At 45.3% G+C, this 26,834-nt stretch carries 18 protein-coding genes and 1 riboswitch; of the genes, 8 read left to right on the forward strand and 10 right to left on the reverse strand.

Translation table 11 applies throughout. The features are described 5' to 3' along the window. Window positions 1–61 precede the first annotated feature (61 nt). The 3 genes from B151_RS0103915 to B151_RS0103925 all read right to left on the reverse strand — a co-directional run bounded on the left by B151_RS0103915 (window position 62) and on the right by B151_RS0103925 (window position 6,118). Window positions 62–1,687, reverse strand: a complete 1,626-nt coding sequence (locus B151_RS0103915; protein WP_020402296.1) for a TolC family protein — start codon at window positions 1,685–1,687, stop codon at window positions 62–64. Further along, on the reverse strand, window positions 1,684–5,442 hold the full coding sequence (locus B151_RS0103920) for an efflux RND transporter permease subunit (protein WP_020402297.1): 3,759 nt from the start codon (window positions 5,440–5,442) through the stop codon (window positions 1,684–1,686). The genes B151_RS0103915 and B151_RS0103920 overlap by 4 nt, the downstream gene beginning before the upstream one ends. A 193-nt stretch (window positions 5,443–5,635) precedes the next feature. Continuing rightward, complete coding sequence (locus tag B151_RS0103925; RefSeq protein ID WP_026166452.1) at window positions 5,636–6,118, reverse strand: hypothetical protein; 483 nt, start codon at window positions 6,116–6,118, stop codon at window positions 5,636–5,638. 190 nt (window positions 6,119–6,308) lie between these two features. On the opposite strand from B151_RS0103925, the gene B151_RS17910 reads away from it, so the two are divergent. The 4 genes from B151_RS17910 to B151_RS0103950 all read left to right on the forward strand — a co-directional run bounded on the left by B151_RS17910 (window position 6,309) and on the right by B151_RS0103950 (window position 11,226). After that, the gene (locus tag B151_RS17910) at window positions 6,309–7,658 is read left to right on the forward strand and encodes a GDSL-type esterase/lipase family protein (RefSeq protein WP_020402299.1); all 1,350 of its coding nucleotides are present in this window, start codon (window positions 6,309–6,311) and stop codon (window positions 7,656–7,658) included. A 278-nt stretch (window positions 7,659–7,936) separates the two neighbouring features. After that, window positions 7,937–9,529, forward strand: a complete 1,593-nt coding sequence (locus B151_RS0103935) for an ABC-F family ATP-binding cassette domain-containing protein (protein ID WP_020402300.1) — start codon at window positions 7,937–7,939, stop codon at window positions 9,527–9,529. A 257-nt stretch (window positions 9,530–9,786) separates the two neighbouring features. Further along, window positions 9,787–10,908: a CynX/NimT family MFS transporter gene (locus B151_RS0103945; protein WP_281103931.1), complete on the forward strand. Its 1,122-nt coding sequence runs from the start codon at window positions 9,787–9,789 to the stop codon at window positions 10,906–10,908. Between the two features lie 117 nt (window positions 10,909–11,025). After that, window positions 11,026–11,226: a dodecin family protein gene (locus tag B151_RS0103950; protein ID WP_020402303.1), complete on the forward strand. Its 201-nt coding sequence runs from the start codon at window positions 11,026–11,028 to the stop codon at window positions 11,224–11,226. Window positions 11,227–11,491: 265 nt separating this feature from the next. After that, window positions 11,492–11,588: riboswitch (TPP riboswitch) on the forward strand. A gap of 103 nt (window positions 11,589–11,691) precedes the next feature. On the opposite strand, the gene B151_RS0103960 is transcribed toward B151_RS0103950, so the two are convergent. Continuing rightward, on the reverse strand, window positions 11,692–12,153 hold the full coding sequence (locus B151_RS0103960; protein WP_040516572.1) for a YbhB/YbcL family Raf kinase inhibitor-like protein: 462 nt from the start codon (window positions 12,151–12,153) through the stop codon (window positions 11,692–11,694). 551 nt (window positions 12,154–12,704) lie between these two features. On the opposite strand from B151_RS0103960, the gene B151_RS0103965 reads away from it, so the two are divergent. Then, complete coding sequence (locus B151_RS0103965; RefSeq protein WP_020402307.1) at window positions 12,705–13,214, forward strand: hydrolase; 510 nt, start codon at window positions 12,705–12,707, stop codon at window positions 13,212–13,214. A gap of 54 nt (window positions 13,215–13,268) precedes the next feature. Here B151_RS0103965 and B151_RS0103970 read toward each other — a convergent pair whose 3' ends face one another. Continuing rightward, window positions 13,269–15,575 carry a TolB family protein gene (locus B151_RS0103970; RefSeq protein WP_020402308.1) on the reverse strand — a complete coding sequence of 769 codons (2,307 nt, stop codon included), beginning with the start codon at window positions 15,573–15,575 and terminating at the stop codon, window positions 13,269–13,271. 146 nt (window positions 15,576–15,721) lie between these two features. Here B151_RS0103970 and B151_RS0103975 point away from each other — a divergent pair, with 146 nt between their 5' ends. The 3 genes from B151_RS0103975 to B151_RS0103985 all read left to right on the forward strand — a co-directional run bounded on the left by B151_RS0103975 (window position 15,722) and on the right by B151_RS0103985 (window position 19,456). Then, the gene (locus B151_RS0103975) at window positions 15,722–16,768 is read left to right on the forward strand and encodes an alpha/beta fold hydrolase (RefSeq protein WP_157470687.1); all 1,047 of its coding nucleotides are present in this window, start codon (window positions 15,722–15,724) and stop codon (window positions 16,766–16,768) included. 218 nt (window positions 16,769–16,986) lie between these two features. After that, window positions 16,987–17,952, forward strand: a complete 966-nt coding sequence (locus tag B151_RS0103980) for an amidohydrolase family protein (protein ID WP_020402310.1) — start codon at window positions 16,987–16,989, stop codon at window positions 17,950–17,952. 10 nt (window positions 17,953–17,962) lie between these two features. Further along, on the forward strand, window positions 17,963–19,456 hold the full coding sequence (locus B151_RS0103985) for a serine hydrolase (protein ID WP_026166454.1): 1,494 nt from the start codon (window positions 17,963–17,965) through the stop codon (window positions 19,454–19,456). Window position 19,457: 1 nt separating this feature from the next. Here the strand turns inward: B151_RS0103985 and B151_RS0103990 are convergent, their stop codons facing one another. From B151_RS0103990 to B151_RS0104010, 5 genes are all read right to left on the reverse strand, one after another. Further along, window positions 19,458–20,450 (reverse strand): alpha/beta fold hydrolase, encoded by a 993-nt coding sequence (locus B151_RS0103990; protein WP_020402312.1) that lies wholly within the window; start codon window positions 20,448–20,450, stop codon window positions 19,458–19,460. After that, window positions 20,443–21,678 (reverse strand): alpha/beta hydrolase-fold protein, encoded by a 1,236-nt coding sequence (locus B151_RS0103995; RefSeq protein ID WP_040516573.1) that lies wholly within the window; start codon window positions 21,676–21,678, stop codon window positions 20,443–20,445. The genes B151_RS0103990 and B151_RS0103995 overlap by 8 nt, the downstream gene beginning before the upstream one ends. Before the next feature lie 85 nt (window positions 21,679–21,763). Beyond that, a complete protein-coding gene (locus B151_RS20250; protein WP_020402314.1) occupies window positions 21,764–22,528 on the reverse strand; it encodes a response regulator transcription factor in 765 nt (254 codons plus the stop codon). Between the two features lie 296 nt (window positions 22,529–22,824). Continuing rightward, entirely contained in the window at window positions 22,825–24,624 is a 1,800-nt protein-coding gene (locus tag B151_RS0104005) for a hypothetical protein (protein ID WP_020402315.1), read from the reverse strand. Between the two features lie 96 nt (window positions 24,625–24,720). After that, a complete protein-coding gene (locus tag B151_RS0104010; RefSeq protein WP_020402316.1) occupies window positions 24,721–26,784 on the reverse strand; it encodes an acetate--CoA ligase family protein in 2,064 nt (687 codons plus the stop codon). Between the last annotated feature and the right edge of the window lie 50 nt (window positions 26,785–26,834).

The following is a 26,834-nucleotide window of genomic DNA, read 5'->3' on the forward strand; positions in this document are numbered from 1 at the left end:
ATGTATGATTTTTAGGTAAAATTTGTTCAGCTATTCAAAATTCAATAATGGTCAATATTCACTATTCGATATTCTCTTTGAGATTATGTTTGCCCGTCAGGTACTCGATATAAGCCTTGGCTTGATGCTGATCTGTGATAGCCTGAACCCGCTTTAATTGGTAACTGAGCTGTTTTCGCTGCATGCGCAAGATCTCCTCGAAATCAGAGCTGTCGGAGGCGTAGGCTTCCATCATAATGTTAATAGCCTGAGTGATGCGTTGGATCTGCTTTTGATCGTATAACTGATATCGCCGAAGAGCGTCTTCATAATCTCGCAAAGAAGCATCCAGTTCCGTTTCCAGGGTATTCTCCCGACTTGAAAGCTGAAATTGGGTTTCCCGAACCTGCTGATCTGCCTGCCTGAGAGTGGCTCTATTTTTCTTTCCAAACAGAGGTATTTTGAAGCCGGCCATCACCATCAGGGCATCCTCACCGCTATTGGCTACATTTGGCATTTCAGATTCCCCATTGAAGATGTAATCCACACCCAGCATAATATCCGGTTTGTTTTGTTTGGCAGCCAGTGATCTGTTTTCCCGAGAAGAAGCTTCCTGATATTGAAGCCTTTGGAGATCAGGATTTTGCTGCTGCATTTGCCCTAAAAGCTCTTCTCTGCTTGAAATATATTCCACTGTTAACGTATCAGGAGCACTGATTGCTAAAGCTTCTTTCTTGTTCAACAGTTCTTTCATCTTTTGAATCAGAACACCTCTGTTATCTTTCAGCAACTCGATCTGAATGCGAAGGTCTTCCTGTTCGATTTGGGCACGGAGAACATCCACCTGTGTGGCCCGGTCCGTTTCGTAGCGGGCAAGACTCAGCTCCACCAGCGAATTCAGAATCATCAGGTTTTCATTGGCCAGACGAATGCTTTCATCCACTTCATACAGATCCAGTACGGTTCTTTCTACCTGGTAGAATAGTCGGTTTCGGGCCTCCTGAAATTCCTCATATCTTGCTTTTGCTTTCAGGGAAGCCACCGACCGGCGATCTCCCAAGCTCCCAAACCATGGCAACATTTGAGAAACCGAAATACGCCCCTGTTGAGGCCCCACTCTCGTCTCGATCGGTTTGATGAAATAGGCAAAAGAAACTTCCGGATCAGGCAACGCTCCCACAATCGGACTTTCCTCCAGCGCTGCTAAATATCGCTGATAAGCTGCTTTTAACTGGGGATTATTCTCCGCAGCCTCCTGCTGGTACTGAGAAATAGTTTGAGCGGTTGCTGTGTAAGAAAATGATAGCATCAGAAACAAAATCAGCAGCCAAAAAGAGCGCCCTAATTTCGCTAAGAAAATCTCTCCCTGAGGAGAGTCCGGCTTTAGCAGGGAGAGGTGTTGGTGCCATGGGCTTTTATTCTCATTTGCAAACTCATTAGTCCTCAAAGTCAACACTCTCCGTCTTGCTCCGCTTTCGTTACGCGATCCACCTCCCTCAAGGGGGGATTTTCTTTCGTTCCGAGCCGTTGGTTCGGAATGCCTGCCGGAACCGCGGGTTACAGAAAGGTGTATTCGAGCTTCGTTGCTCCTACTGTACTCTATCTCTGATTTCTTTAGCAAATGACATCGGTCTCTATCAAAAAACAGGTAGTTTTCCTCCCCGTTCAAAGTTCGATATTGGATGTTCCTTGTTCGATGTTCTTTCATGATATTTTTCTATTCATTTTAAATTCTTTCCACAAATAGTATAGCACCGGAATCACCAAAAGCGTGATGATCTGCAGAAACATCCCTCCCACGCTTGGGATAGCCATCGGGACCATGATGTCCGATCCACGTCCGGTTGAAGTGAGAACAGGCAGCAGCGCCAGGATGGTTGTGGCAGTAGTCATTAAAGTCGGGCGAATACGACGGGTACTTGCTTCAATAACCACATCTCTTAGTTCGGAAGATGAGGCAGGTTTTTTGCGATCAAACAGCTGATCGAGGTATGTAGCCATTACTACACCGCCATCTGCTGCAATACCAAACAATGCGATGAAACCCACCCAAACGGCCACGCTCAAATTCACCGTGCCCATTTGGAATAGGTCTCTGAGGTTTTGGCCAAACAGGTCAAAATTCAGGAACCAGCCTTGTCCGTATAGCCAGATGAGCAAAAATCCACCGGCCCAGGCCACAAATATGCTACTGAAGATCATGGAAGTGGTTGCCACCGATTTGAACTGGAAGTACATGATCAAGAAGATCACAATCAGGGCAATAGGTAAGATCACGCTCAGACGTTTTTCGGCGCGAACCTGGTTTTCATAATCTCCGGCAAATTCAAAGTTGATTCCTGCGGGCACCTCCAGCTCCCCATTTTCAATTTTTTGTTGAATGTCGGCTGTGGCATTCTCTACCACTTCGATCTCTGCAAAACCGTCGGCTTTATCAAAGATGACGTAACCGACCAGAAAAGTATCTTCACTTTTGATGGCTTGTGGCCCCTGCCGGTATTCAATTTCCGCCAGCTGACTCAACGGAACCTGAGCGCCGGTTTTAGCAGGCACCAATAGCTCGTTGATAGCTTCCGGACTATCCCGCAATTCCCGGGCAAATCGTACGCGGATGGGGTAACGCTCCCGTCCTTCTACCGACGTAGAGACTGCCATACCGCCCACTCCCATCGACATAAACTGCTGTACGTCTTCGATATTCAATCCATAGCGGGCAAGCTGCTCGCGATCCCATTTTACTTCCAGGTATGGCTTTCCTACGATCCGCTCGGCAAACACCGATGAAGCTTTTATGCCTTCCACTTTGCGCAGCACCTCCTCCAGCTTCAATCCAAAGTCTTCGATCTCGCGAAGGTCATTCCCTTTCACTTTGATGCCCATCGGAGCCCGCATACCTGATTGTAACATCACCAGACGTGTTTCGATGGGTTGAAGTTTGGGAGCAGAAGTCGTTCCGGGCACTTTGGCGACTTTAACGATCTCGTCCCAAATGTCATCTGGCGACTGTATATGATCACGCCATTGGCGATAATATTTGCCGTCTTCGTCCGGAATGAGCTCGCCATTGGCATCTCTTTCATATTTCCCTTCAGCATTCACTTTAAACCGAATTCGGCGACCATCTTCATCGGTGCGATACTCTGATTTATAGAGGATTACATTTTCAAACATAGAAACCGGGGCGGGATCCAAAGCCGATTCAGCCCGACCCATTTTTCCAACCACCAGCTTCACTTCTGGAATGGAACTCACGGCAAGATCGATCTTCTGCATCATGTCTTCAGCCTCCTCTACTCCAACATGCGGCATGGTAGTTGGCATATAGAGAAAGGCCCCTTCATCCAAAGCCGGCATGAATTCTTCACCCAAACCCGGAAATGCTTCACTGGCGGCCGTCCAGACTGACGTCTCACTGATCTCAAGTCCAACCGCATTAAATCCTTTGGATATAAAGCCGAAAGTTGCCGCAAAACCCAACCAGATCATCGCTCCAAAAAACACAAAGAAAGCAGGGATGGCGAGAAAGGTTTTCTTATGATCCAGGCACCAGCCGATAATGGATTCATAGTATCTGATGATCAACCAGAATACGAATAGTATAAGCGCAATGATCATCACTATGAAGATCAGGTTACCGAAGAAGGAAACCGAAGGGCCGAAAGGCAGCCAATAGGTTGTTAGTAACCACGTGACTACAACCACCGCTAAGGCATTATTCAATAAAGGAATGCGCCGGCGATAATTTTCACCGAGGAAATATCCGGCTCCGTTGATCAATCCAAATCCGAGGATCAGGAAACCTCCCCAGCCTGAGATGGTCAGCATAGTTACAAATCCGCCAATGACCAATACCCCGTTCCAGCCAAGTTTCAATTTTGGTTTTTTGATCTTCAGCCCAAAGAACCAATGTGCAAAAGGCGGGATCAATGTTATGGTAATGATGATGGATGCGATGAGCGCGAAGGTCTTAGTGTAGGCTAAAGGTTTGAACAATTTACCCTCGGCAGCAACCATCGTAAACACAGGCAAGAAGCTAACTATAGTGGTAGCAATAGCCGTTAAAACCGCACCGGCCACTTCGACCGTGGCATTGTATATCACTTCCAAAAGTGACTCCTCTTCCACCTTTTCCTCCATATGCCGGAGCATGTTTTCGGAAAGGATTACGCCCATATCAACAATGGTTCCAATGGCAATTGCGATCCCGGAAAGAGCCACGATATTGGCATCTACCCCAAAGTATTTCATGGCAATGAAGGTCATGAGTACCGCAACAGGCAGCATCATTGAAATGAGAAACGAGGTCCGCAGGTTCATCACCATTACAACGATCACTATGATGGTGATCAGAATTTGCAGGGTGAGCGCTTCTTCGAGTGTACCCAGGGTTTCGGAGATCAGCGTGGAGCGATCATAAAATGGCACGATCGTGACTTTCGACTCTGTGCCGTCTTCCAGCGTTTTGGAAGGGAGTCCGGCTGAAATTTCTTCGATCTGGGCTTTCACATTATCGATCACCGCTTGCGGATTGGCCCCTTGTCGTGCTACCACTACGCCACCAACAGCTTCGGCCCCTGCTTTATCGAGTGCGCCACGTCTTGGTGCGGGCCCCATACTTACAAAAGCCACATCCTGAATGCGAACGGGGGTGCCTTCCACTACTTTTACTACGGCCGATTCCAGATCTTCCAACTCTTGCACATAGCCAATTCCCCGAACCAAATACTCTGCATTGTTCAGCTCCACGGTTCTTGCGCCGGTTTCGGCATTGGCTTTCCGCACCGCATCGATCACTTGCGGCAGCGTGACCCCATAAGTTTTTAATTTATTGGGATTGATATCGACCTGGTATTCTTTGATGTACCCGCCAATGGAAGCCACTTCGGCTACACCCTGAGCACCTGAGAGTCCATATCGAACATAGAAATCCTGAATAGAGCGCAATTCCTGTGGGTCCCACCCGCCGGTTGGATTCCCTTCACTGTCTCTGCCTTCTAAGGTGTACCAGAAGATCTGTCCCAATGCGGTAGCATCAGGACCCAAAGCCGGTTTGGCAGATTCGGGCAATGTTCCTGCTGGCAATGAATTCAACTTTTCGAGGATGCGGGAGCGACTCCAGTAATAATCCACGTTCTCTTCAAAGATCACATAGATACTGGATAGTCCGGTCATAGAATTACTGCGCACGGTTTTAATGCCCGGAACCGTCAACAGTTGGGTGGTCAAAGGATAGGTTACCTGATCTTCAATATCCTGGGGAGATTGTCCTTCCCACTCGGTATAAATGATCTGCTGGTTTTCTCCGAGATTTGGAATTGCATCTACCGGCACACGATCTCGAGGTAAGAAATCAAGGTTCCAGTTAAAAGGGGCAACCGCTAATCCCCACCCACACAGAATGAGCAGAAGTAACACAGCGACCAGCTTATTCTCCAGGAAAAACCGGATGGTCTTATTAAGCATGTTTTAATTGTTAGGAATTGATAAATGGTATTTGGTATTCGGTAAGAACATCATCCCGACAAAAACATATTTTGCTTGCAGGATTTAGAATAGTAGACGTATCCAATTCAAGATTGAATGTCGAATGTTTTGCTATTCAATGTTCAGAACACGGGTCAGAAATAAGGCTACTGACTCTTGGATATACCAATCCCTATTTCAGAAAAGTCTCGTTGAGCAAATAGATGGGCAGTGAAGAAAAATTATCAGAAACCGAACGTTGAAAAGATTGGTTTTTGGTTTCACTGAAATGATCAGCAGAAAGTATTTGGGTGACAGCCAAAACAGGGGCTTTCACTTTAAGCTGCGCCTGGGCTTCGATGTTCAACGGAGCTTCATCAATGGAACAGGCACATGCAAAACCAAAGTCGTGAGCCTGATGATGCTTGGGCATCCGGTGGGTATCATCCATTTCCATTGGACAATCTTCGGCATGCGATGACATCGAATGATGGATCTCTCCGATCCCGGCTTCACACACTTCCTCAGTCATAGCATGCAATCCCGCAGGAATTGAAATACCTGCGATGATGCTTACACTCAAAAGTGTTGCTAAAAATCGGTATGTGGCTGAAATTTTCACACCCAATAATACATCTTTTAAACGTCCTCTGAAAGGAATATCAAAATTCTGCACACTTCTTTCCAAATAAGATAAATAGTGTTAACACTGTCACTGACAAAATTTTTCTGTTTTCTTAATTCGGATGTGGAACAAATTCCGATTTTATCTGTTATATAGAATGTCCTTCCTCAAATTGTAACAATCCCTCCCCCATAATCTCTTTTTAGGGAAGGGCTTTTTAATTCTACTACCTACTTTTGCCATGCAGAATAATATTCTCTCCCTGTTTTTGTTTCTATTTCTTGGCTTGATGGCCATCAGTTGTGACCAGATTCCCAACGAACCGGTTCCTGAGCCGCCCATTCAGGATGAAATCGAACCCATCATTCAGGTGGCGGATACCTTATATGGGGATCTTGGAAAAGCTTCCATTTTATTCATCCCCGATTATTTTGAAAGCAAGGTGCCGTTTACTTCAGCTGATTTGTATGGAGACCATCTGAAATTCACGGCGCTTTCGGAAGATTCCTTTCGTGTGGTTCACTCTCGCGATACTACCGGTAATTTTGTGATACATGCAGAATTGAAGAATGAGGATGACTTTGAATTGGATACTGAACTTATTTATGCCATCTCAGGATCGGATTCTACCCCGGATGAACCGGTTTTCGAGCCTGCGGAAATCACCCAAACCGGCTCTCTGATCTCGGGAAAACAAGGCGATTCTGTAGAATTCAGCATTTTCGACTATTTTGAAAGCGATGCAGAATTTACTTCGGTAGTTCTCTATTCTGATGATATCTCCATCGACTCCCTGGGCAATGGAAATTTCAGGTTAAGTCAACCGGATGACCTTTCAGGAGATTTCCTGATTAACGTAGAAATCCAAAATGCTGACCAACAAAAACTTGAGGCTGCTTTGACCTACGAAATTGAACCTCAGCCGGAACCGGAACCACCGGCTCCTTCCGATGAAACCCTGGTGATCATGCCCCTGGGCGACAGTATGACGAACGATTCGCGCCCAAGGGTAAAACTTTGGAATTTACTGGAAGCCGATGGCCACGATCTGGATTATGTTGGAAATCAGCGGCAGAATAGCTCCATCCCTGATCCTGACCATGAAGGCGTGGGTGGTATTAAGATTCAGGGCATCATGGATAAAGCAGAATCGCTGATGAAAACGCATCGTCCTAAATACGTGGCGCTGATGGTTGGCACCAACGACATCGCCTGGTACTTTGATGAAACCGGACAGGAGATCGCAGACCGTTGGAACAAACTGATCGATCTTATTTATGAATCTTCCGACCCGGGAACGTACATCCTTGCGGCTACGATACCCCCCGTTTCTTCTGATAATGTGGGGAAATCAGGGATGGAAACCCAGGATCGTGCCGTACTCGTTAAGCAATACAATGCCGCTCTCCGGGAGCATATCAAAGACAGACGGGCAAACGGAGATCGTATAATCCTTGCCGATATGGAAGCAGCTTTAAACCCAAGCCAGCATCTCTCCGGCGATGGCGTGCATTTGAACGCAGAAGGGTATGCGATCATGGGAACCGTTTATTACCAAGCAATGAATAAAGCGCTGAATGAAGAGAATTGATCTTTCTGATAATTCATCGCATCAATAATGCATTAGTGCCGTAATAATGGTTCGGTTTCACAGAAAGAAATCAAAAGACTGCTGTCTGAAACTTTTTCCGATCATTTAAAAAAAGAAATCAAAATTCACCCGGCGAATTGCTAATTTAACTTTGCTTAATCCGGGTTAGCTTAGATTAAATCTTAACTACACAACCTATCACACACGTATTGCCATGAAAATTCAAATGAGTCATTCCGCCCCATCCACAAAAATGTCTCATTCCATCTTGAAATTTCATGCAAGTTCTTCTAAACAACATTTCATTTTCTTACCCTGCTGGTCAGCTGTTATTTCATAATTTCAATTTTTCACTTGAACCGGGTGAAAAAGCAGCCCTCGTTGGAGATAACGGAACAGGAAAATCTACTTTACTAAAAATAATAGCAGGCCTTCGGCCTCCCTCCTCCGGTTCCATTCAGATCGGTTCCCCGTTTTGGTACGTTCCTCAGCATATCGGTCAGTTTGATCATTTTACGGTAGCACAAGTTCTGCAAATTCAGGTAAAACTGGATGCACTTCATGCCATAGAACAGGGATCTGTAAATCAGCATTATTTTGACTTGATCGGCAATGATTGGGATTTCACAGAACGTTACCAGGCTGCACTTGAGTTTTGGCAGCTCCCTAAAATTCCTTTGGAATGCAGGTTTGGGTTATGCAGCGGAGGCCAAAAAACAAGGCTTTTCCTGGCGGGAATTCAGGTTCATCAACCCAAACTGGTACTGATGGATGAACCCACCAATCACCTTGATGATTCGGGAAGAAAAATCGTTTACGACTTCATAAAAACCACAAATTGTGATCTGCTATCTGTGAGCCATGACCGACAACTTCTGGATCTTTGTAATCCCATCTACGAACTCTCCTCGATTGGCGTAAAAAAATATGGCGGCAATTACAGCTTTTATGAAGAACAAAAAAGGATCGAGACGGAAGCATTAGAAGATCAGATCCGGCATGCTCAAAAAACCATTTCAGAGAATAAGAAAAAGCACCGGGATACTTTGCAAAGAAAGCAGAAACTCGATGCCCGGGGCAGTAAAAAAGCGAGGAAGGAAAATATCCCGAAAATATTGGCTCACGCCATGAAGAATAAGGCCGAAAACTCTTCCTCTAAACTTAATGAGGCGCACCTAACTAAAATTGAAGAAAGCAGAGAACACCTGAATTCATTGAGAGAAAAGAAACGACAACAGAATGATATTAAAATATCCATTCAGGATGCTTCAATCCGTGATGGCAAAATTCTTTTCACAGCGAAAGGGCTTAATTACAGCTATCCGGATTCAGTTACTGTTTTTGCAGAACCCCTCCGGTTCAAGATAAGATCAGGAGACAGAATCAGGATCAAGGGTAAAAACGGATCCGGAAAAACCACACTCATTAAGTTATTGAAGCAAGAAATCAAACCAACTTCGGGGATACTTGAGGTCAAAGCAAATCATGTAAGCGTATTAGACCAGGAATACCGATTCATTGATCGGGAATGCACCATCCTCCAACAAGTAAAAGCAGCGAATGAAGTATCTGTAGCTGACCATGAGTTAAAGGCAATGTTACACCGGTATCTGGTCCCCAAACCAATGTGGACGCTGAAAAATCAGTTCCTCAGTGGAGGAGAATTAATGCGGCTTTCCCTATGCTGTATGTCACTTACAGAAGAAAAGCCTGAGGTCATTATTTTAGATGAACCCACTAATAACCTTGATCTGCGAAATCTGAAGATCTTTGCTGATGCACTTTCAAATTACTCAGGTACCCTACTTGTCGTTTCGCATGATGAGTATTTTATAGAAGAAATCGGATTAGATAGAACGATCATCATTTGAAATCAGGCCCAAAACTTTTGTTCAATGAAACAACTAAAATGAGGGAAGGTTTGAATGAACCGATACCTCATTATCTATCACTGCAATAGATTGATTAGAATGCCTTCTTGCTGATAAAACTATCGTATCAAGCATAAACATCCGTATCTTTTGGTCTGTTTATTTTAGTTGTTTCATCAAAAAAGAGGTCTTCCATCAGTACGCGCATTCTCAGCTTTTTAAAAAGAAATTTTCTACTCATTCTTGGCATCATTTTTATCGCGCTGGCCATGCGTTCTCCGCTATCCGGCGTAGGGCCGCTTACCGAATACATTCAGACTGCACTGGGACTTTCTTACAGCATGATCGGCCTTATCACCACCCTTCCCCTGATCTGCTTTGCGGCGCTGTCGGGATTTACACTTTATTTTACCCAGCGCTTTGGCCTGGAAGTTACATTAGGCGCTGCATTGGTGATCTTGACGACAGGGATTATCGGCCGTTCGTTTGCCAATATCCCTGCTTTATATGCGGGGACACTCTTTCTTGGGATCGGAATCGCCGTCATGAATGTACTAATGCCTTCTATCGTGAAAAGAGACTTCCCCGAACATTCGGGCTTCATGACCAGTTTGTACTCCGGTGTGATGGGAATCGGGGCCACGCTGGGAGCCGGAATTAGTGTCCCCCTGGCACATGCCACTGATTGGCAATTTTCCCTGGGCAGCTGGGCGATATTTCCTCTTTTAGGATTTTTACTATGGATTCCTCAGCTGAAGAACCGTACCAAACCAAAAAACCCGATCCATATCATAAGCGCCATCAAAAAGTTGGGAGCTTCCGGTATTGCATGGCAGATCGCCCTCTTCATGGGTTTACAATCTCTTATCTTTTATGCAGTACTTGCCTGGTTGCCGGAAATCATGATCGAAAGAGGATTGAGCCCCACTAATGCAGGATTTATTTTATCCATTTCACAAGCCACGGGGATCTTAGGTTCTTTGGTGATCCCGATCATAGCGGGACGGTTTAAGGATCAGCGACGGATCGTGCTCATTACCGGAACCATGGAGATCATCGGTATTACCGGCATTCTGTTTTTTGATACCTTCCTTGTTTCTGCATGGATAGGAATTCTCGGTTTTGGGTTGGGAGGTAATTTCAGCCTTGCTTTACTTTTTATGGTACTTCGGGCCGATTCCGCTGAACTCACAACCGGACTTTCCGGAATGGCTCAGTCGGCAGGTTACTTTGTTGCAGCTTTTGGGCCTGTTTTATTTGGGATCATTCATGATGTAACGCTTAGTTGGAATCTTCCTCTATACGCCATGCTCATCATTGCAGCTGTACAACTTGCTTTCGGTTTAGGTGCCGCCCGAAACAGAACCATCACAGGCTGACAGCCGATCTCACTCGTACATTTCCCTACTGCACATAAAGGAAATGGCGGGCAATCAGATACGCCTTGACTCCCTATCATTTATGTAACCAATAATATAAGTGAAGGAGAGATAACCATGTCATTAGCCAAAGTTATAGAAGTGATCGCTGAGGGAGAAACAATGGAGAAAGCCATTGAAAATGCGGTCAAGCATGCATCCAAAACCGTCCATAATATCAAAAGCGTGTACTGTGAGAATATTCAGGGCGTTGTTTCCAAAAACCGGGTCGAAAAATACCGCGTAAATGCCAAAATCACCTTCGTATTGGATGAGTAAGATGACCGGGGAGGTTTCGTGTAAGAAAAAATTGTACATCGCAATAAAATTTCGCCTTACATGCGGTTCCCATTTTAAGCAGTACATTGCTCACAGAAACAAGAGAGAGCATTTGACAACTTGAACTTGCACAGTCTTTGGTTGTACTACGGTACTTCCGGGGATAATGCCTGAATCAGTGACCGGGCATTCTTAGCTCTTCCACTAAAGAAAAGAAAAGTGTGCAACGGTCCATGTTGTTGATATGTAATGTATTGGCAACAGAGCCAGCGATTGAGGGTGCTTCGTTAAGCGGAGCTGAGATGAAACCTCCAAAACTTGAACCGGACAATCCCGGCGAAAGGAAATCGTTGGCTTTTTTTATTTTTGATCTGGGTTTTCAGGGGTGCAATTTTATTTGGAGATTACAGATTACATTTGAAGCCAATTACGCAGTTTAAGCCTTATAACTACGTAATTCGCCTCTTACCTCCGCCTATAAGTTCCCATTAACTCAGCTTTTTCAAGAACATGTCCCTCCATGGCATCAAGCAGCTGTTGTTTGGTGAGGCCCGGCTTGGCTTTCAGCATCTTATCAAGGGCGTACAATTTCATGAAATATCGGTGCGTACCACTTGGCGGACAAGGTCCTCCGTACCCGTATTTCTTGAAATCGTTTAATCCATGCAGAGCCCCTGTTTTCAGGATGGCAGTAGTTGCAATATGTTCGCCCAAAACTCTTTTTTCAACCGGTATATCATACATCACCCAATGAACCCACGTTTTTGATGGGGCATCCGGATCATCAAAGATAAGAGCAAAAGATCTGGTTTTCTCAGGAACCCCACTCCATTGCAGCGGCGGAGATATATTCTCTCCATCGCAGGTATACTTCCCGGGAATTTCTTCTCCTTGTTTAAATGCTGAACTTTCCAATGTTAAAGCCATGATTTCCTTCAATCTTTTGGGAGATGAATTTATAAATAAGTTATTGCTTAGTTTTCAAATTCAATCATTATTAATTTTTTTGTCGGTTCGAGTTAAAATTACTCCTTTGGAGTCACCTTTAGCTACTAATTTTGCCCCTTATTGAAGCAACAATATTCAGTACGTGACAGGCGAAGGTTCCTTTTTCCACTAAACAATGTTTATTCCTTCTCGCTCAGAGATTAATTCTTATTTTCTCAGCGGTATGATTTCTTTCTTAACGCTTCATTCCACCATCTTCTTTCCGCTATTTTTTTCTAAGGCCGACAGGCAGGAATAACGCCTCACCTGCTGACAACTTACCTGAACTAAGATTAGCAACTTTAGGATTTTTAATTGCAAGCATTACCCGACGCTATCCCGTACAATTTTTACCTACAAATAAGATGTTTTATAAACACGCTCACAAACAGTAATGCTTTTCCTTTCCGGCTAATTTGAAGTTGTCCTACATCAAAAGAATAGCTCAATGCTTTAGTTATCTGCTAACTAAGCTTAGATATGAGTCTGCCATGAAAACCAATGAACTGCCATTTTATGATGCTTATGATAATCTCACCGGATGTTGTCCCCGGTTCAAGCCTCAGGGCTGGGATCATCAAAATCTGCATTTTGAAGACAAACCTTTTGTTAAAGCCACTACCCGCAGCTTTTTTCATATGCCCCTTAATATGGGGAGCGTGTTTTCCAAAACCTTTAAAGCCATCGAAGATGCCGGAGCTGCAGATATGGATCATTTCGTGGTTTTAAGTAAAGATGTCTCTCCCTGGAAAAGCGAACACTATTTCGCCGTCACCAAAGAAGTACCTGGTGAAGATATGTCGTACCTAAGCGGTGATTTTGAGACTCGTGTATTTGAAGGACCATATAAAGAAGCCGGGAAATGGTATCATCAGCTGCGGGGTGAAGTTCGCAAAGAAGGAAAGCAGCCGGAGGATATCTACTTCTTCTACACCACCTGCCCCAACTGCGCTAAATTTTACGGCAAAAATTATGTAGTAGGTTTTGCAGGCGTATCCTGAACCTTCAGGAATTCCTTCATCATGTAATTCCAACTATCCTTTATAAGGTCGCGACTACTCGATCGCTTTCACCCAAATGGGGGCTCCCTCTTCCCATTTGTTGTGAGTCACCCGAACTCGCTTTTGATCTTTCAGGCGAAGAGCAACGATCTCACCGTACATTTGTGGAGAAAAAATAAAGCTCTGTGAAATGGGCTGTTCATCGTTGATACCATAGGCTTCACTAGTATACATGATCCACTCCCCATCTGGAGAGAAATAAGGATGCCCGGTTTGGCCTTGATTATAAGTCAGCTGCTCCGGTACAGACCACCCATCACCGGTACGCTCAATAATGTACAGATCCATGGTTTTTATGCCTTGTCCCACATCCTTTCCATTCTGATCGCTTACGTAAATGATCGTATTCCCATCCGGTGAGATGACCGGAAAATTATCGCGGGCCGGATTGTTTGTGAGGTTGATCAGCGACCCGCTCTCTTCTACAAATATATCTTGATCGCCATCCCGGTTGCTCCTGAAAACAAAAGTTTTATTGGATAAGGAAAGATCTCCAAACCCACTATTATGATCCGAATCGGTACGCCTGATCTGTTCGTTTGAGTCCAGATCATATTGCCAAACGGTGGCTTTCGTGCCTTCCCCTCCCCTGAATGGCCCGGTTGTGATCAACAGGCCGGAGCCGTCCTTCATAAATTTCATATCAATGACGGTACTAAAAGCCGGATGCACTCCGTAATTCCGGTCGAGGACATCCAGGGTTTCTGTTTCCAGTGTTTTATAATTGACGCGTACCAACTCGGGTTGAGTTTGCACCATATTCGTGGAAAAGAATGCCAGATAGAATGCCAATCCCCCCAAAAGAGCGAAACTTACGGTAAGATATTTGTAGAGTGCTGATCGCGCCGGGGCGGAAGTTTTAAGCCGGTTGCTTTTTTTGTTGAACGTAATCCCTATCAAAGCAAATATAACCATAAAGGCTGCCATTATGGGAAGCATCAAGTCAAAAGATTCAAAATTGATCAGGAAAAAGTTAAAAAATATGGCTGAGATCACTATAAACGCGAATAAAACACCTAATCCTGCCAATATAAACTTCGATACTTTTTCCTCTTTTCGATTACGGAATCCCAGATAAAATCCTCTAAAAACCATAAAAATCAAAAGAACAACCAAAAGCAGAAAGGGCCATATAAAAGGTGTAGCATACTCCTGGAAAAACTGAAGGGGATCTCCCTGGTTCATAGAATCAAAGATCAGGAAAGGACCATTGGGATCCGGTGGAGCAGCAAACGCACGTCGTATTGCCGTCAATTCCACATTCAGAGAATCCCCGTTCCACACATTCGGAAAGCCGGCACCGATCAGGCCTCCTGCAAATCCTCCCCGATTGCTGGGGATTTCCTTTGCCGTTACCGCACCATGAGCTACCCAAAGACCGCTGGGACTTCTATGCAGATTAAACAGGTCAAGCTCCCCTTTATACAGTGTATCCAAACGGCCGGAATTGATATCGAGAACGAGGTTATATACCCGATCATCCCGACGATTAAGAGTCGTATAACTCAACCGGTCATCAGAGATCAATACCGGAGAAATACCAAGATGGGTCGTATCTGACAATAACTGTTGGGAGGAACCGTCGGAATTCATCTTGAAAACTGAAGCCTGGTTTCCATGGCGAAGGCTGTAGAAATAGATCTCCTCTCCTGTTTTTGACCAAACGGGACTTCCATCCCACTCATCCTCCTCGGTCAAACGCTTGAGTTCATTCGTTTGCAGATTCAGGGTGTAGATATCACCAATCCGATCCATGGCAAAGGGGAAGGCCCTGTGGGGACGAATAGCATGTCCCCGATCGCTCGAAAAGGCTACATGCTTTCCATCCGGTGAAAAATTGGGTCTGAAATCTCCTCCCGGATGTTCTGTGATATTCTTTGCCCGGGATATATCCAGGGTTGTTTCAGGCAGAAAATCGATCAGGTAGATCTCCGCATTTCCTTCATGAGATCCAACAAAAGCCAGTTTGGAGCCGTCAGGAGAAAATGCGGCCTGATCCTGAAAAGATGGGGAGTTGATCAGCTTTCGGGCGGGCTCACTTCCATCCAGAGGCTTCACGTACAGCTGAGGGACTCCGCTTCGCTCGGAGGTGAACACCACCCATTTTTCATCCGGGGAGATCACCGCATCGTAATCGAGGGCGGGATGATCCGTGATAGGTTTGAAGGTCTTGCCGTCATCTTCGGAGAGATACACCTCCCAGGTCTCCGGCGAAAATGAACTAAAAAAAACGCGTTCCTGTGCCGAAACCTGGCAACTGAACACAAATAGAAAAAATGAAAAAAAGAAGAAGCTCTTCATAGGTGCAGTTTTACTTTTGATGATATCGAATGTACCACCGAAACTTATTTAGCTGTTGAATTACCTCTAAAAACAACGAGATGCAATCCCTGAATTCAGGGATTGTTTTTATGAGCAGCAAAGCCCAGTTTAATTCAAAAAGCCAAATGAGACTTACAGTATTTTTATTGCTCTTATCTTCTTTCGGAAACCTATTGTTTGCACAAGAGCAATTGAAGCAAGAGAGCCCTTCTTCCGATCATTTCATTAATGTTGAAGGTATTCGTGTACATTATCTGGATTTTGGAGGTACAGGATTACCTGTGATTTTGGTCCATTCGGAAGCTTGGGATGCTTCTACCTATCAAGATTTTGGGCCTATGTTAACCGATCAAAATCGGGTATTTGCTATCACCCGTCCGGGTTATGGTCGCTCTGGTCCGGGTCAATTTGATGTACCGAGTCAAGGAGATTACCTCATTGGATTTACCAATGCCCTGGGACTGGATAGAGCGGTATTCATAGGGAATGCATCCGTGAGTTCCGAGCTAACCTACCTGGCCGAAAACTATCCGGATCGGGTTGCGGGGATTGTTTATCTCTCCGGTTTTTCAGTGCCCTGGATGGATATGTATTCCAAAGATCCTAACCGGGCATTCGAAATGTTTCTACAGGCAAGTCCGGGTAATAATGACAAGAAGATTATTACTCAGGCAAGAAGTAAGTATCGGCCTTTATTCTTAGAGAAGGATTCCTTATCCATCGATGTCCCTGCATTGGCTATTGTATCAAAATCCGGAAGAATTGGAAATGAGAAAGGGGTTGGGGCACTTGTGTTGGTTGGTTCCCCACTAATGGAGGATGTCAGAGGAGCCATGCCGGATTCCCCAGTTCGTAAATACCTAGATCAATTGGCCTCAGATCCGGCTTTTCGGGATACAGAAATTCGAAAGATACAGGATTCCACCGCCCGGGAATATTTTGCCCGTTTAGCAGTGGATAAAAACCTGCAAAAAGAGGTCTTCGATTTTCATATCAACCGGGTTTACCCGGCTACCATTGAAGCTCAGGATGAATTAAAAAAAGCATACGGTAAAAACCTGAAATTAGTCCGGCTCGACGTGCCTCAAATAATTGGTTATGAGTACCGGGATAATCCTGAATTAATCGTTGAACCTATTAAGGGGTTTTTATTGCAGCTAAGTGGAGAATGACCACATTAAAAATCAGATTGAAGCAAGGGGTATGTCTTGTGTTTCAGCTTGCCAAAGTTGCTTATCAATTTAGATAACATACTTATCCATCAAAGGGAGCTCATTATATAAAAAACTTCGACCTGCATGGTAATTTGTCCCTGAATTCAGGGATTGAACGCAAACCAAAAATCCATCATTATTTTATCGCTTAGAAAATTCCAAACATTCCCCCCATTATGAAGAAATTTTTGATCCTTGTAGCAGCATACTTTCTCCTCTATAACAGTTCCTTTGCCCAGGATTCCCTGCAAAACTTCCTCAAAGGACAGCCCGTGATCGACATGCATTTTCATATCACCAAAGGGTATGAGGAAAATGATCGATACCGCGACCTGCATCCGGATATTGACCGAGCTAAACTGGAATGGATGGTGAAGAATTTCACCGAGAACAATGTGGTACTGGCATTGGGCGGCGGGAATCTAACATATGCCAGCCTGTATGCGGAAGCCGCTGATCGCTTTTGGGCCGGACTCATCTTCCCCTGTAACCAACTTGTAGAGCAGGATAAACCGTGTGAAAATGAATTTTACAGTGAAGAAGAGCTGCGGGAAATCTACGGCAAGGGCAATTTGAAGATTCTGGGTGAATCCATGTTCAACTACTATGGCATCCCTCCCACCGACGAACGACTGGCTCCCTACTGGAAGATCGCGGCCGAGTTTGACCTTCCTGTGGGCATTCATGCAGAACTCGGTCCTCCAATGGAACGGGTCAATAAAGAGGAATATCCCAATTACAATCCCGCCTACGCCAACCCCGAATTACTGAAACCCATTCTGGAGCAATACCCGGATCTCAAGATCTACCTGATGCATTATGGAGGCGAGTACTCCGATGAGGCCATTGAGCTGATGAAAGCCTATCCGCAGATCTATACTGAAATTTCGGCGGTAAGCCTGTTTATGCCGAAAGCGGTATGGGAGCCTAATTTGAGAAAGCTCTATGAAGCCGGCCTGGGTGATCGTCTGATGTTCGGGTCCGATTATTTCGGGATGGTAGAGCAACACCTGCAGGTGATCCTGGATATCGAATGGCTGACGGATCAGCAAAAGCGAGATATTTTCTACAATAACGCTGCCCGGTTTTTGGGATTGACAAAAGCTGAAATTGAGCATCATCATCAAATGGTTAAAAACTAAAGTTCGGCCAATGAAAGCTTCAAGTTTACTTATCACTCTCTGGATTCTATTTCAATTCTGTATTCCGGAGTCCTTTGCACAGACCAAAAGCGATTCCTTTGAATCAGTGATCCAATCCGCCATGCAAAAAAGGCACGTGCCCGGATCGGTAACGGCCGTCTACTATCAGGACAGCCTGGTGTTCAGCAAAGCGTTGGGAATAAAGAATATCAATGAACAAACTCCGGTTGACCGGCACACCGTGTTCAATTTAGGATCTGCAACCAAACCCCTGATCGGAATAGCTATGGGGATCCTGGTGGAACAGGGCAAGCTGAACTGGGAGGACCGTGTTAAAGATCACTATCCCGATTTCAGGTTATCCGATCCCTATGTCACCAACGAGGCTCGCATCAAGGATCTGTTTACGCACAACCTGGGGTATGCCTCTGAAGATCTGCTTTGGCTTCTCGACAGCACCTCCACCAAAGAACTACTGAACCGGTATTCAATGGCCGAGAAGATCCACCCGCTCCGGGCAACTTTTGAATACAACAACCTGATGTATGTGATCGCCGGGGAAGTGATCGGGGCCGTTTCAGGGCAACACTGGACTGATTTTATACAGACCAATCTCTTTGATCCCCTGAAAATGGACCATACTTTTGCCCGTGCAGTTGATGTGATACCTTACGGAAATTATGCCACTCCCTATTTGTATGAGGATAACCAATGGATCTCCCATCCGATCAACCTGGCCGATCAGATGGGAGCTGCAGGGAATATATGGTCGTGCCAGGCCGATATGGAGCATTTACTCGAGTTTTTGGTGAATGAAGGCCGCTTCCGAAAAAAGCAGATCATCTCTCCTGAAACCTTCCGATACCTGACCCGAACTCATGTGGTGGAAAGCCTTCCGGAATTTGATGATCTCTACACCTTCGTTCAGCCAAATTTCCGAACCTATGGCATGGGATGGTTTCTGCACGATTACCGGGGTGAAAAAGTGGTTTTCCATCCGGGAAGTATGGATGGAATGAATGCTCAGTTCGGTGTGGTGCCTTCCAAAAAGTTAGCCTTTTTCACACTAACCAATCGCGATTGGGCGGGGATCTGGCGCGCCACCTTTTACAAGGCCATCGATCTTTGGGCCTATGATGACAACAGCCGGAATTTCCTTAAGGCTGTAAAAGATCCCTTTGCAGAAATGGTTCGTGACTGGGAAGAGCATAAAACTGCTTTAAAGGATCCGGATAAACTTCCAGATATCACATCAAAAGACCTGGAAGGCGTCTATAAACATCCCATGTACGGATCTGCTGAAGTGATCTCAGAAAATTCACAGCTGAAAGTCATCTTTAACCACCGACTTACCTTCCACTTGGTACATTGGTATGGGAATTCCTACCTCGGGAAACCGCAAGGCAGATATTATGACCTGGAGGATTTCTTTGAATTTGAGATCAGGGATGGGAATCAAAAGCAATTCGAAGTTTTTGGGGAGATCTTTTTGGAGCAGGAATAGCTCACTCTTTCAGTTCCTCGATAGATCGCAAGAACTCCCGCAGAGGCTGTTCGATCATATCCGGAGCCCGCATGTAGTGATAATACCCGTAATCCTCCTCGCCGCTCAGTTCAACGATTGTGACTTCACTAAACGTCTGATAAAACTCCCGGGCAGTTTGTTCCCAAAACTCCTGAATGGTTGTCTCATAGAATGCTTTGACCTGCTGCTGCAGAACGGAGTCCCGGGCAAGGCGTTGAATATATTCCCTGGAAAGGGAATCCGGGAAATCTTCGGGGTTTTCGACGGACCATTGAGCCATTTCCAGCATCCCCCGGTAGTCTCTTTCCCATAATGGATCATTTTGATCATGACGCAACATCAGGATAGGCACGGATATACTTTTCTCCCCTTTGATATACTCCGGTTCAAAAACTAAATCGGGCAATTCGTCCACTATGGTTTGATTCCATCGTTCTGTCATTTCCAGGATCTGTGTTTCATCCTTTGCCATGATCTCCTCCAGGTGCAGGGAATAGGGATCCGGCGGGAAGCCGGTCATCATCACTACTGCGGCTACCCGGTCGGGATATCGTTCAGCTAAATAGACCGGCACATGGAAATACCGATCTATAAAAACCGCTCGCCGGATATTCAGGTGGTTCAGCAGCTCAATGGCCACTTCGGTTTTCAGGTCAAAATTGGAAAAAGCCAGGTTTGGCGAACCATCAGACTTTCCTGAACCGGGCAACGTGATCGCGAACACTTGAAATTGATCCGTAAACCTGGGGGCAAAATCCTCAAAGGTAAAAGCGGTACGGTCGTTTGAAGGAATAAAAACTACCGGCATACCGGTCCCGCCGAAATCGAGGTAATGTACCTTGCCCGTTTCGAAATCGAAGTACCCTTCGGTGTATGCTGAGGTATCCGCACCCTGAGAAAAGCCGTATGGGCTCGAAGATATCAGGATCAGTAAAAATACAAGCCGGGGCAGGAATGAAAATCGCTCACTCATTGCTTCCTTTATTTTCAATTTGTTCCAGCTTTGCCCTCGTACCCGGATTCTCATCCCGTTTTAATGCTTCCCTGAAAAACCGGGCAGCTTCTTGCGGCTGATCCGCTGCCAGATAATAATCTCCCATGGAGTCATATACATTGGCACTTTCCGGGTAATTGGCAATGTTCATCTCGAACAGGAGTTTACTTCTGCTCATACTTCCGGCCTGCAACGACCAATATCCTAAAGAATTGATCATATCCTCTTTTGGCAAAACCTGATATCCAAAATGATCAGACATTTGACGGTGGATCTCTTCGATACGCGCGATCAACTCTTCATCACTTAGATCTTTACTGATAAAGGGGTCTGCAGCATCTATCATTTGCTGATTCAGATCAGCATACCAGGAAAACAGAAATTTCAACCCATCATAGGTGCCTGGAATGACCATATCAGTATGATTGCCTTTCGGATAATTTTTGAACTGAAAATCAAGACCTTCAACTTGATCCAGGTAACCGGCCATTTTATCGTTTGGAATACGAAAGGTTGTTAATAGTGAATCAATTATTTTATCACCGGTTGGTTCCGGATCGGCCACAGCCAAAACGTATCCTTTTCCTGCAAGCCCTCCTTTATCTCCGGTTTCTTTCAAGCTTCGATACATCAGCTCATCATCCCAGGTGGAAGTTGGATCCAGTGAGATTACATTATTAAACAAATGAGGTCTGGTAGCCAGGGCATATCCCGAAAGTAACCCTCCAAGTGAATGACCAATAAAGGTACGGTATGGAGTCGTACTGTAGTTTTGGTCAATATAGGGAATGAGCTCTTTTTCTATGAAATCAAGAAACATATCTCCTCCCCCCGATTGAGACAGATTAAAGCCTGAGGGATCGGATGGCACATGCGTAGGAGTTAAATCCCGTGTTCTGTTGGTATTCAAAATACTTACGATGAGCATGGATGGAATAGCATCAAAGCTTAAGTTCTTCACGATTTGGGAGGTCAGAGCAAACTGACTGTTGGCATCCAACAGATACAGAACAGGATGCTCGGTTTCAGCCATTTCCAATTGCCGGGTGCTTTGTGGTTCGTAGATATAAAAGTGGCGGGTTTCATGCAGGATCTCTGAATAGAGGCTGTCAACGATTCCCTGATAATAGAGCGGTTCCGCGTTCTGTGCATTGACCATTCCATGACAACAGATTACAAGAAGAAGGAAGAGCAGTAGTTTTTTCATATGCTGAATTAGGATGAATAGATAGCCGAAATTTAGGCCGTACCACCGCTAAATCAATCCCTGAATTCAGTGATTATGAAAACCCCTAATTGATATTCATATACTTGCCCACTTTATAGATCAGCTCTGCGGAATTCTTGGCTTCCAATTTAGCCAGCAGGTTTTTCCGGTGCGTTTCCACGGTATTAAAGCTTATGTTGAGCCGGTCACTGATGGCCTTGGTGCTCAGTCCCTCTGCAATTAGGCAGGCAACTTCTTTCTCTCTTGCCGAGATCTGTTTTTGGATCTTTAATACCTTGAAGTGATTTGGTTTGGCTTGAATATACAACTGTTTGATATCCCGCAGCTTTCTCTGTAATGCTTTAGAATGTTCGGCCACCTCGATATCCGCTCGCCCCTCCGTTACAGTCCATGTGCCGATCATCAGGTAGCTTGGGATCTCCGTATAACGAACATCCATGATGGAGGCCTGGAACAAGACTTTTCTCACTTTTTTATTCACATCCAGCATGGCCCCGTCCATACTAAAGATCATATTACTGAAAATGGATTCATCACTTTTTTCCATTTCTGCCAGCTGCTTATCTAAGCCCGAGTAAATGCGCTGTATTTGATTGTCTGGAATAAGATGCTGAAACCGTACCAAACCGTAGCGCTCAAAATTTTCGAGAGGATGTCCTAATGCCGATTCGATGCCCCGGCTCAAATACAAGAATTCGTTTTGCGACAGCCAGGTAAGACAAGAAAAACTACCGGCAAAATTATCTAAAGCCAAGAGTTTTTCAACAAAAGGCTCAAGCAGTTCCTGTTTTTCAAAATTAAGATATTCGTTGGTCAGCTTTTGTATCATAGCGCCCGCTCCCGAGATGATAACTTCTCATAATTATTATCTTTCTGTACTGCTCTTCTGATGAATTAGCGAAGTTTCTGAATGGCCTCATTTCTGATAACCATGGTTTGAGAAAGATCCCCTAATTAAATACGCAGGAAACTCCGAAACAATTATTTTTTTCGTCTCAAAGATTATTAACGAAATTTTTTTCGCTAAATCTTACCCGACAAGCCAAATCAGCCCGTTTCTCCGAAAAGAAAAAGAATATCCTTATCCTAAAATAAGGGCGGATCATCTTTCCGCCCCTCTAATCTCTATGCCACAGCCAATGAAAATATATGCTCTAAGCGTAGCTTTTCTTTTTGAACAGTATCTATAATGGATCTGAGATTTTCCCCTTCGAATGCTTCGGATGCCGCGATCTCCAGACAATAGTCCATGCCCGATTCCAGGTTCTTGCGAAAACGTACCAGCTTTTTGTCTTCGGCGGGATCTGCTTCCTGCTGATCCACTAAATCCTGAAGGTAATCCACGTACATGCGCAATTCTTTGGCAAACATATGCGGACGGTCTCCATCCACCAAAGATTCCCCTCTGCCATAGATATGATCTACCATTTCTTCCAGGGTATATTCTCCGTTGAAGTAAGCAATGTTGGGCCCGGGACAAATAGCCTGCGGAGAGCGGCTTTCTTTTTGGATACCAAGCTGGATCAGAGCCCCGTTGCCGAGGTGATCACACAAGCAGGCTTTATCCAAGACCTTGGTTTTGAGCCGTTCTTTCTTTGCCTCGGGATAGTCGCTGTGATTGATCTGATCTATCTTCAACAGCTGATATTGTGTTGAAGCAGTACAAATTGGGTTTTCCGTAAATTCCGTATTTGATTCCAGAAATCCCTTTGGACACTGCGATCCGGGCTTCCCTTTTTCAATGCGCTCCTGATGCCACTGCTTTGAACCGGTATTTCGTACGTTGTTGAATGGCACACCCAGCGGTGAAACCCCACTCAGGTACAGATCCTCTTCTTTGGCATTTTCCAGTAAAGTACGTGTTGTCTTGTCAACGGTAGTTGCTTCGGGAACCAATAAGAACGGGCTTCCCCAACCGGTGGAATCCATGTCATATTCCCCAAGCAGACGCTTCATTTCGCCATTTGTTCCAATACCTCCCTGTACCGTGATGCGAGGTGCTGTAAACTTCCAGTCTTCTGAAAAACCACCTCGCTCCTCTTCATAAAATTTTGCTATCAGCGGACGAATAACTGAACTCAGCATTTCTTTCTTTTCCTTGAACTCCTTCAACAGAACCGGCAACAGAAGTCCGTCGGTGGCAAAAGCATGTCCCCCACAATTCAATCCCGATTCAATGCGATACTCAAACACTTCCAGTCCCTTTTTGGCAAGGTATTTACCCTGAATCAATGCTGACCTGAAATCACTCACTTTTAGAATGATCTTCTTTTTGATGTTACCTGAAGCATCCCGGTAAAAGTCTTTGAACTCAGCCAGGTAATTATACAACCGTGGATTGAATCCTGCCGACAACACCAGGCTGGAAGAGAGCTTACTTAGGGCAAAGCCTCTCAAAGCCGCGCTTCCATCACTGTATTCAGCGCTCATCGGCTCACCGGATTTAGTGAAGTTAAGTTTATCCACTTTTGCCATGATGTTCACATCAATAGAACCCGGCCGCATCATAGCCTCTAATTTCTGAGACAAGCCGGAACGCTCATTTTCATCTGTCATCTTCAACAACTGCTGGTATACAGACTTTAGCGGATTTCCTTCCGGCAGCATCCTGAAATACTTGGCTTTATCGTTGTCCTCAAAAAAGGGCTGCGACTTCAGTTCATCGAATGTACGGTGCACTATATCATGCACCAGATCCAGATAGGCCGTGATCCTTTTAGCCCGTCCATCTTCTGCAGAACGCGGAATATTCTTATAGGGCAGGTTAAACTTTTCAGTGTAATATTTTCGGATCTTCTCGACCAGCAGGTCATCCACGACTGAAATTACGGAGTCAATTCCATAAGGTGCTACGCGGATTGGGGAGTCTATAGAATGCCCGGTTCCCATTACGGGAATGGAAAAAGTATGAAGAGAATGTGTCATAAATTGGGACCTCAAATAAGGTGTCTTAAACGTATTATTCCTATTTAAGATAAAATTGTCTTTATTTGTGAAGGACATGTGAAGAAGAGCTGGATCCTAATTTTCGGCCTGTAAGCTTCCTCTTACATCAACCGCTTTAGTGCCTTTACCTTCCGGAAGAACGACCAGCGGATTGATCTCAAGCTCCCCGATCTGCGGATGATCCGATGCAATCTGTCCCAGAGCCACCAGCACCTGAGCTACCGCTTCGATATCGCATTTTTTGAAATTCCGCCAGCCTTGCAGCTTTTGGTACACTTTAGTCCGCCGCATCAATTTATGTGCTTGTACTTTGGTAAGCGGAGCGATCGCCATATCCACATCTTTGTACAATTCCACATCGGTTCCGCCGGATCCAAAAAGTACCATTGGCCCGAATTGCGGGTCACGTACAAATCCGGTAATCACCTCGGGAGCTTCACTTATCATTTCCTGAATTAAAACTCCCTTTAGCTTCCCATTGCTTGATTGAGCTGCCTTTTTGATACGGTCCCAGGCTTCTCCAGCTTCTTCAGCCGTTTTAACATTCAGGATCACTCCACCAATGTCTGATTTGTGAGAAATGTCATCAGAAAGTAATTTCATGGCAACCGGGCCGCTCATGGATTTAAAAATTTCAATTGCCTCCACCTTAGAGGCTGCTTCCCGCTGATCCGGAAATGGAATTCCATACACCTTTAACAGCTCTGCCCAATTCGCATCATGTACGGCTTCCCCGGCTTTATTTTGATCAGCTTTGATCCGTTCAGGAGAGCCATCCTTAGCTTCCTCCAGCCATTTTCTTCTGTTGATCATAGCCGCCAGGACCGAAGCCGAGCGTTCCGGAAAAGCAACATTCGGTATCTTGCGCTTTTGTAGGATCTTCAGGGCTTCTTCCACCGAAGCTTTCCCCATGATAGATGTGATCACCGTTTTGTGGTGTGAACCGGCTACTTCTCCTACTACCTCGGCAAGGCTCACCGGCAAGAACCAATCCTGTGGAGCTTGTATAACAACCACAGCATCCACGTTATCATCCGATAAAAGAGCTTCCAATGCCAGCGTATAAGTTGCCGGACCCGAGCCCGCCAATACATCTACCGGATTGTTTACACTGGATGCTTCTGGTAATCTTTTAGATAAGAAGGCTTTCGTTTCCACAGAAAGCGAAGCGATCTTCAATCCTTGTTTTTCGAGGGCATCAACCGCCAAAATAGCCGGACCTCCCGCATTGGTAAGAACCGCCACCCGATCTCCTTTAGGAAGCGGTTGCCAGGCCATAGCCCGTGCCCATTCAAACATCTCTTCGATGGTCTCTGCTTCCTGTATGCCACTGTGCCTGAACGCTGTCTGAAAAGCTTCCTTGCTGCCGGCCAGTGCACCCGTATGCGAAGCTACTGCCTTGGCTCCGCTTTCTCCTTTCCCGCCTTTCAGCATCAAAAATGGTTTTTCGAGGGCGGTTTTACGTGCTTCTTTTAAGAACCTTTGTCCATTTGCCACGCCTTCTATATATCCCGTTATAACCTTTGTATTGGGATCCAGTGCTATGGTTCTCATCATTTCCGTTTCATTGACATCGATCTGATTTCCCAGGCTGACGATACGTGAAAAACCAATTCCACTTCCGCTTGCCCAGTCAATGATCGCGGCCACCATAGCCCCGGAATGAGAAATAAAACCAATCTCTCCCGGCTCAGGCATCCCCACCACAAAAGTAGTATTGACCGGGGTATGCGTATCAATTGTGCCAATGCAATTTGGGCCAACTATACGGATCCCATACTCTTTGGCAATGGCCAGCAACTCTTCTTCCATGATCTTTCCTTCCGGACCGGTTTCACTAAATCCGCCGGTGACAATTACCACATGCTGAATCCCCCTCTCGCCGCATTCCCGCAGCGTTTCTGCCACGGCCGGAGCCGGGACAATAATAATGGCAAGGTCCACCGGATCAGGCACATCGCTCACACTTGGGTAGCAAGTTTTTTCCAGGATCTCATAAGATCTCTTATTAACCGGATAAATCCCTCCCCGGTAACGATACCGGATCAGATTCCGCAGAGCACCGTAGCCCAGCTTATGGGGATCATGAGAAGCTCCAATTATGGCTACGCCTTTGGGAGAGAAAAATGGATCAGTCATGGCAGTACTTTCTTTTACTAAAATTTCATTTTCTGTTTAATGGCATGAAC

This window comes from Gracilimonas tropica DSM 19535 (assembly GCF_000375425.1).
GTDB classification, from domain to species: domain Bacteria; phylum Bacteroidota; class Rhodothermia; order Balneolales; family Balneolaceae; genus Gracilimonas; species Gracilimonas tropica.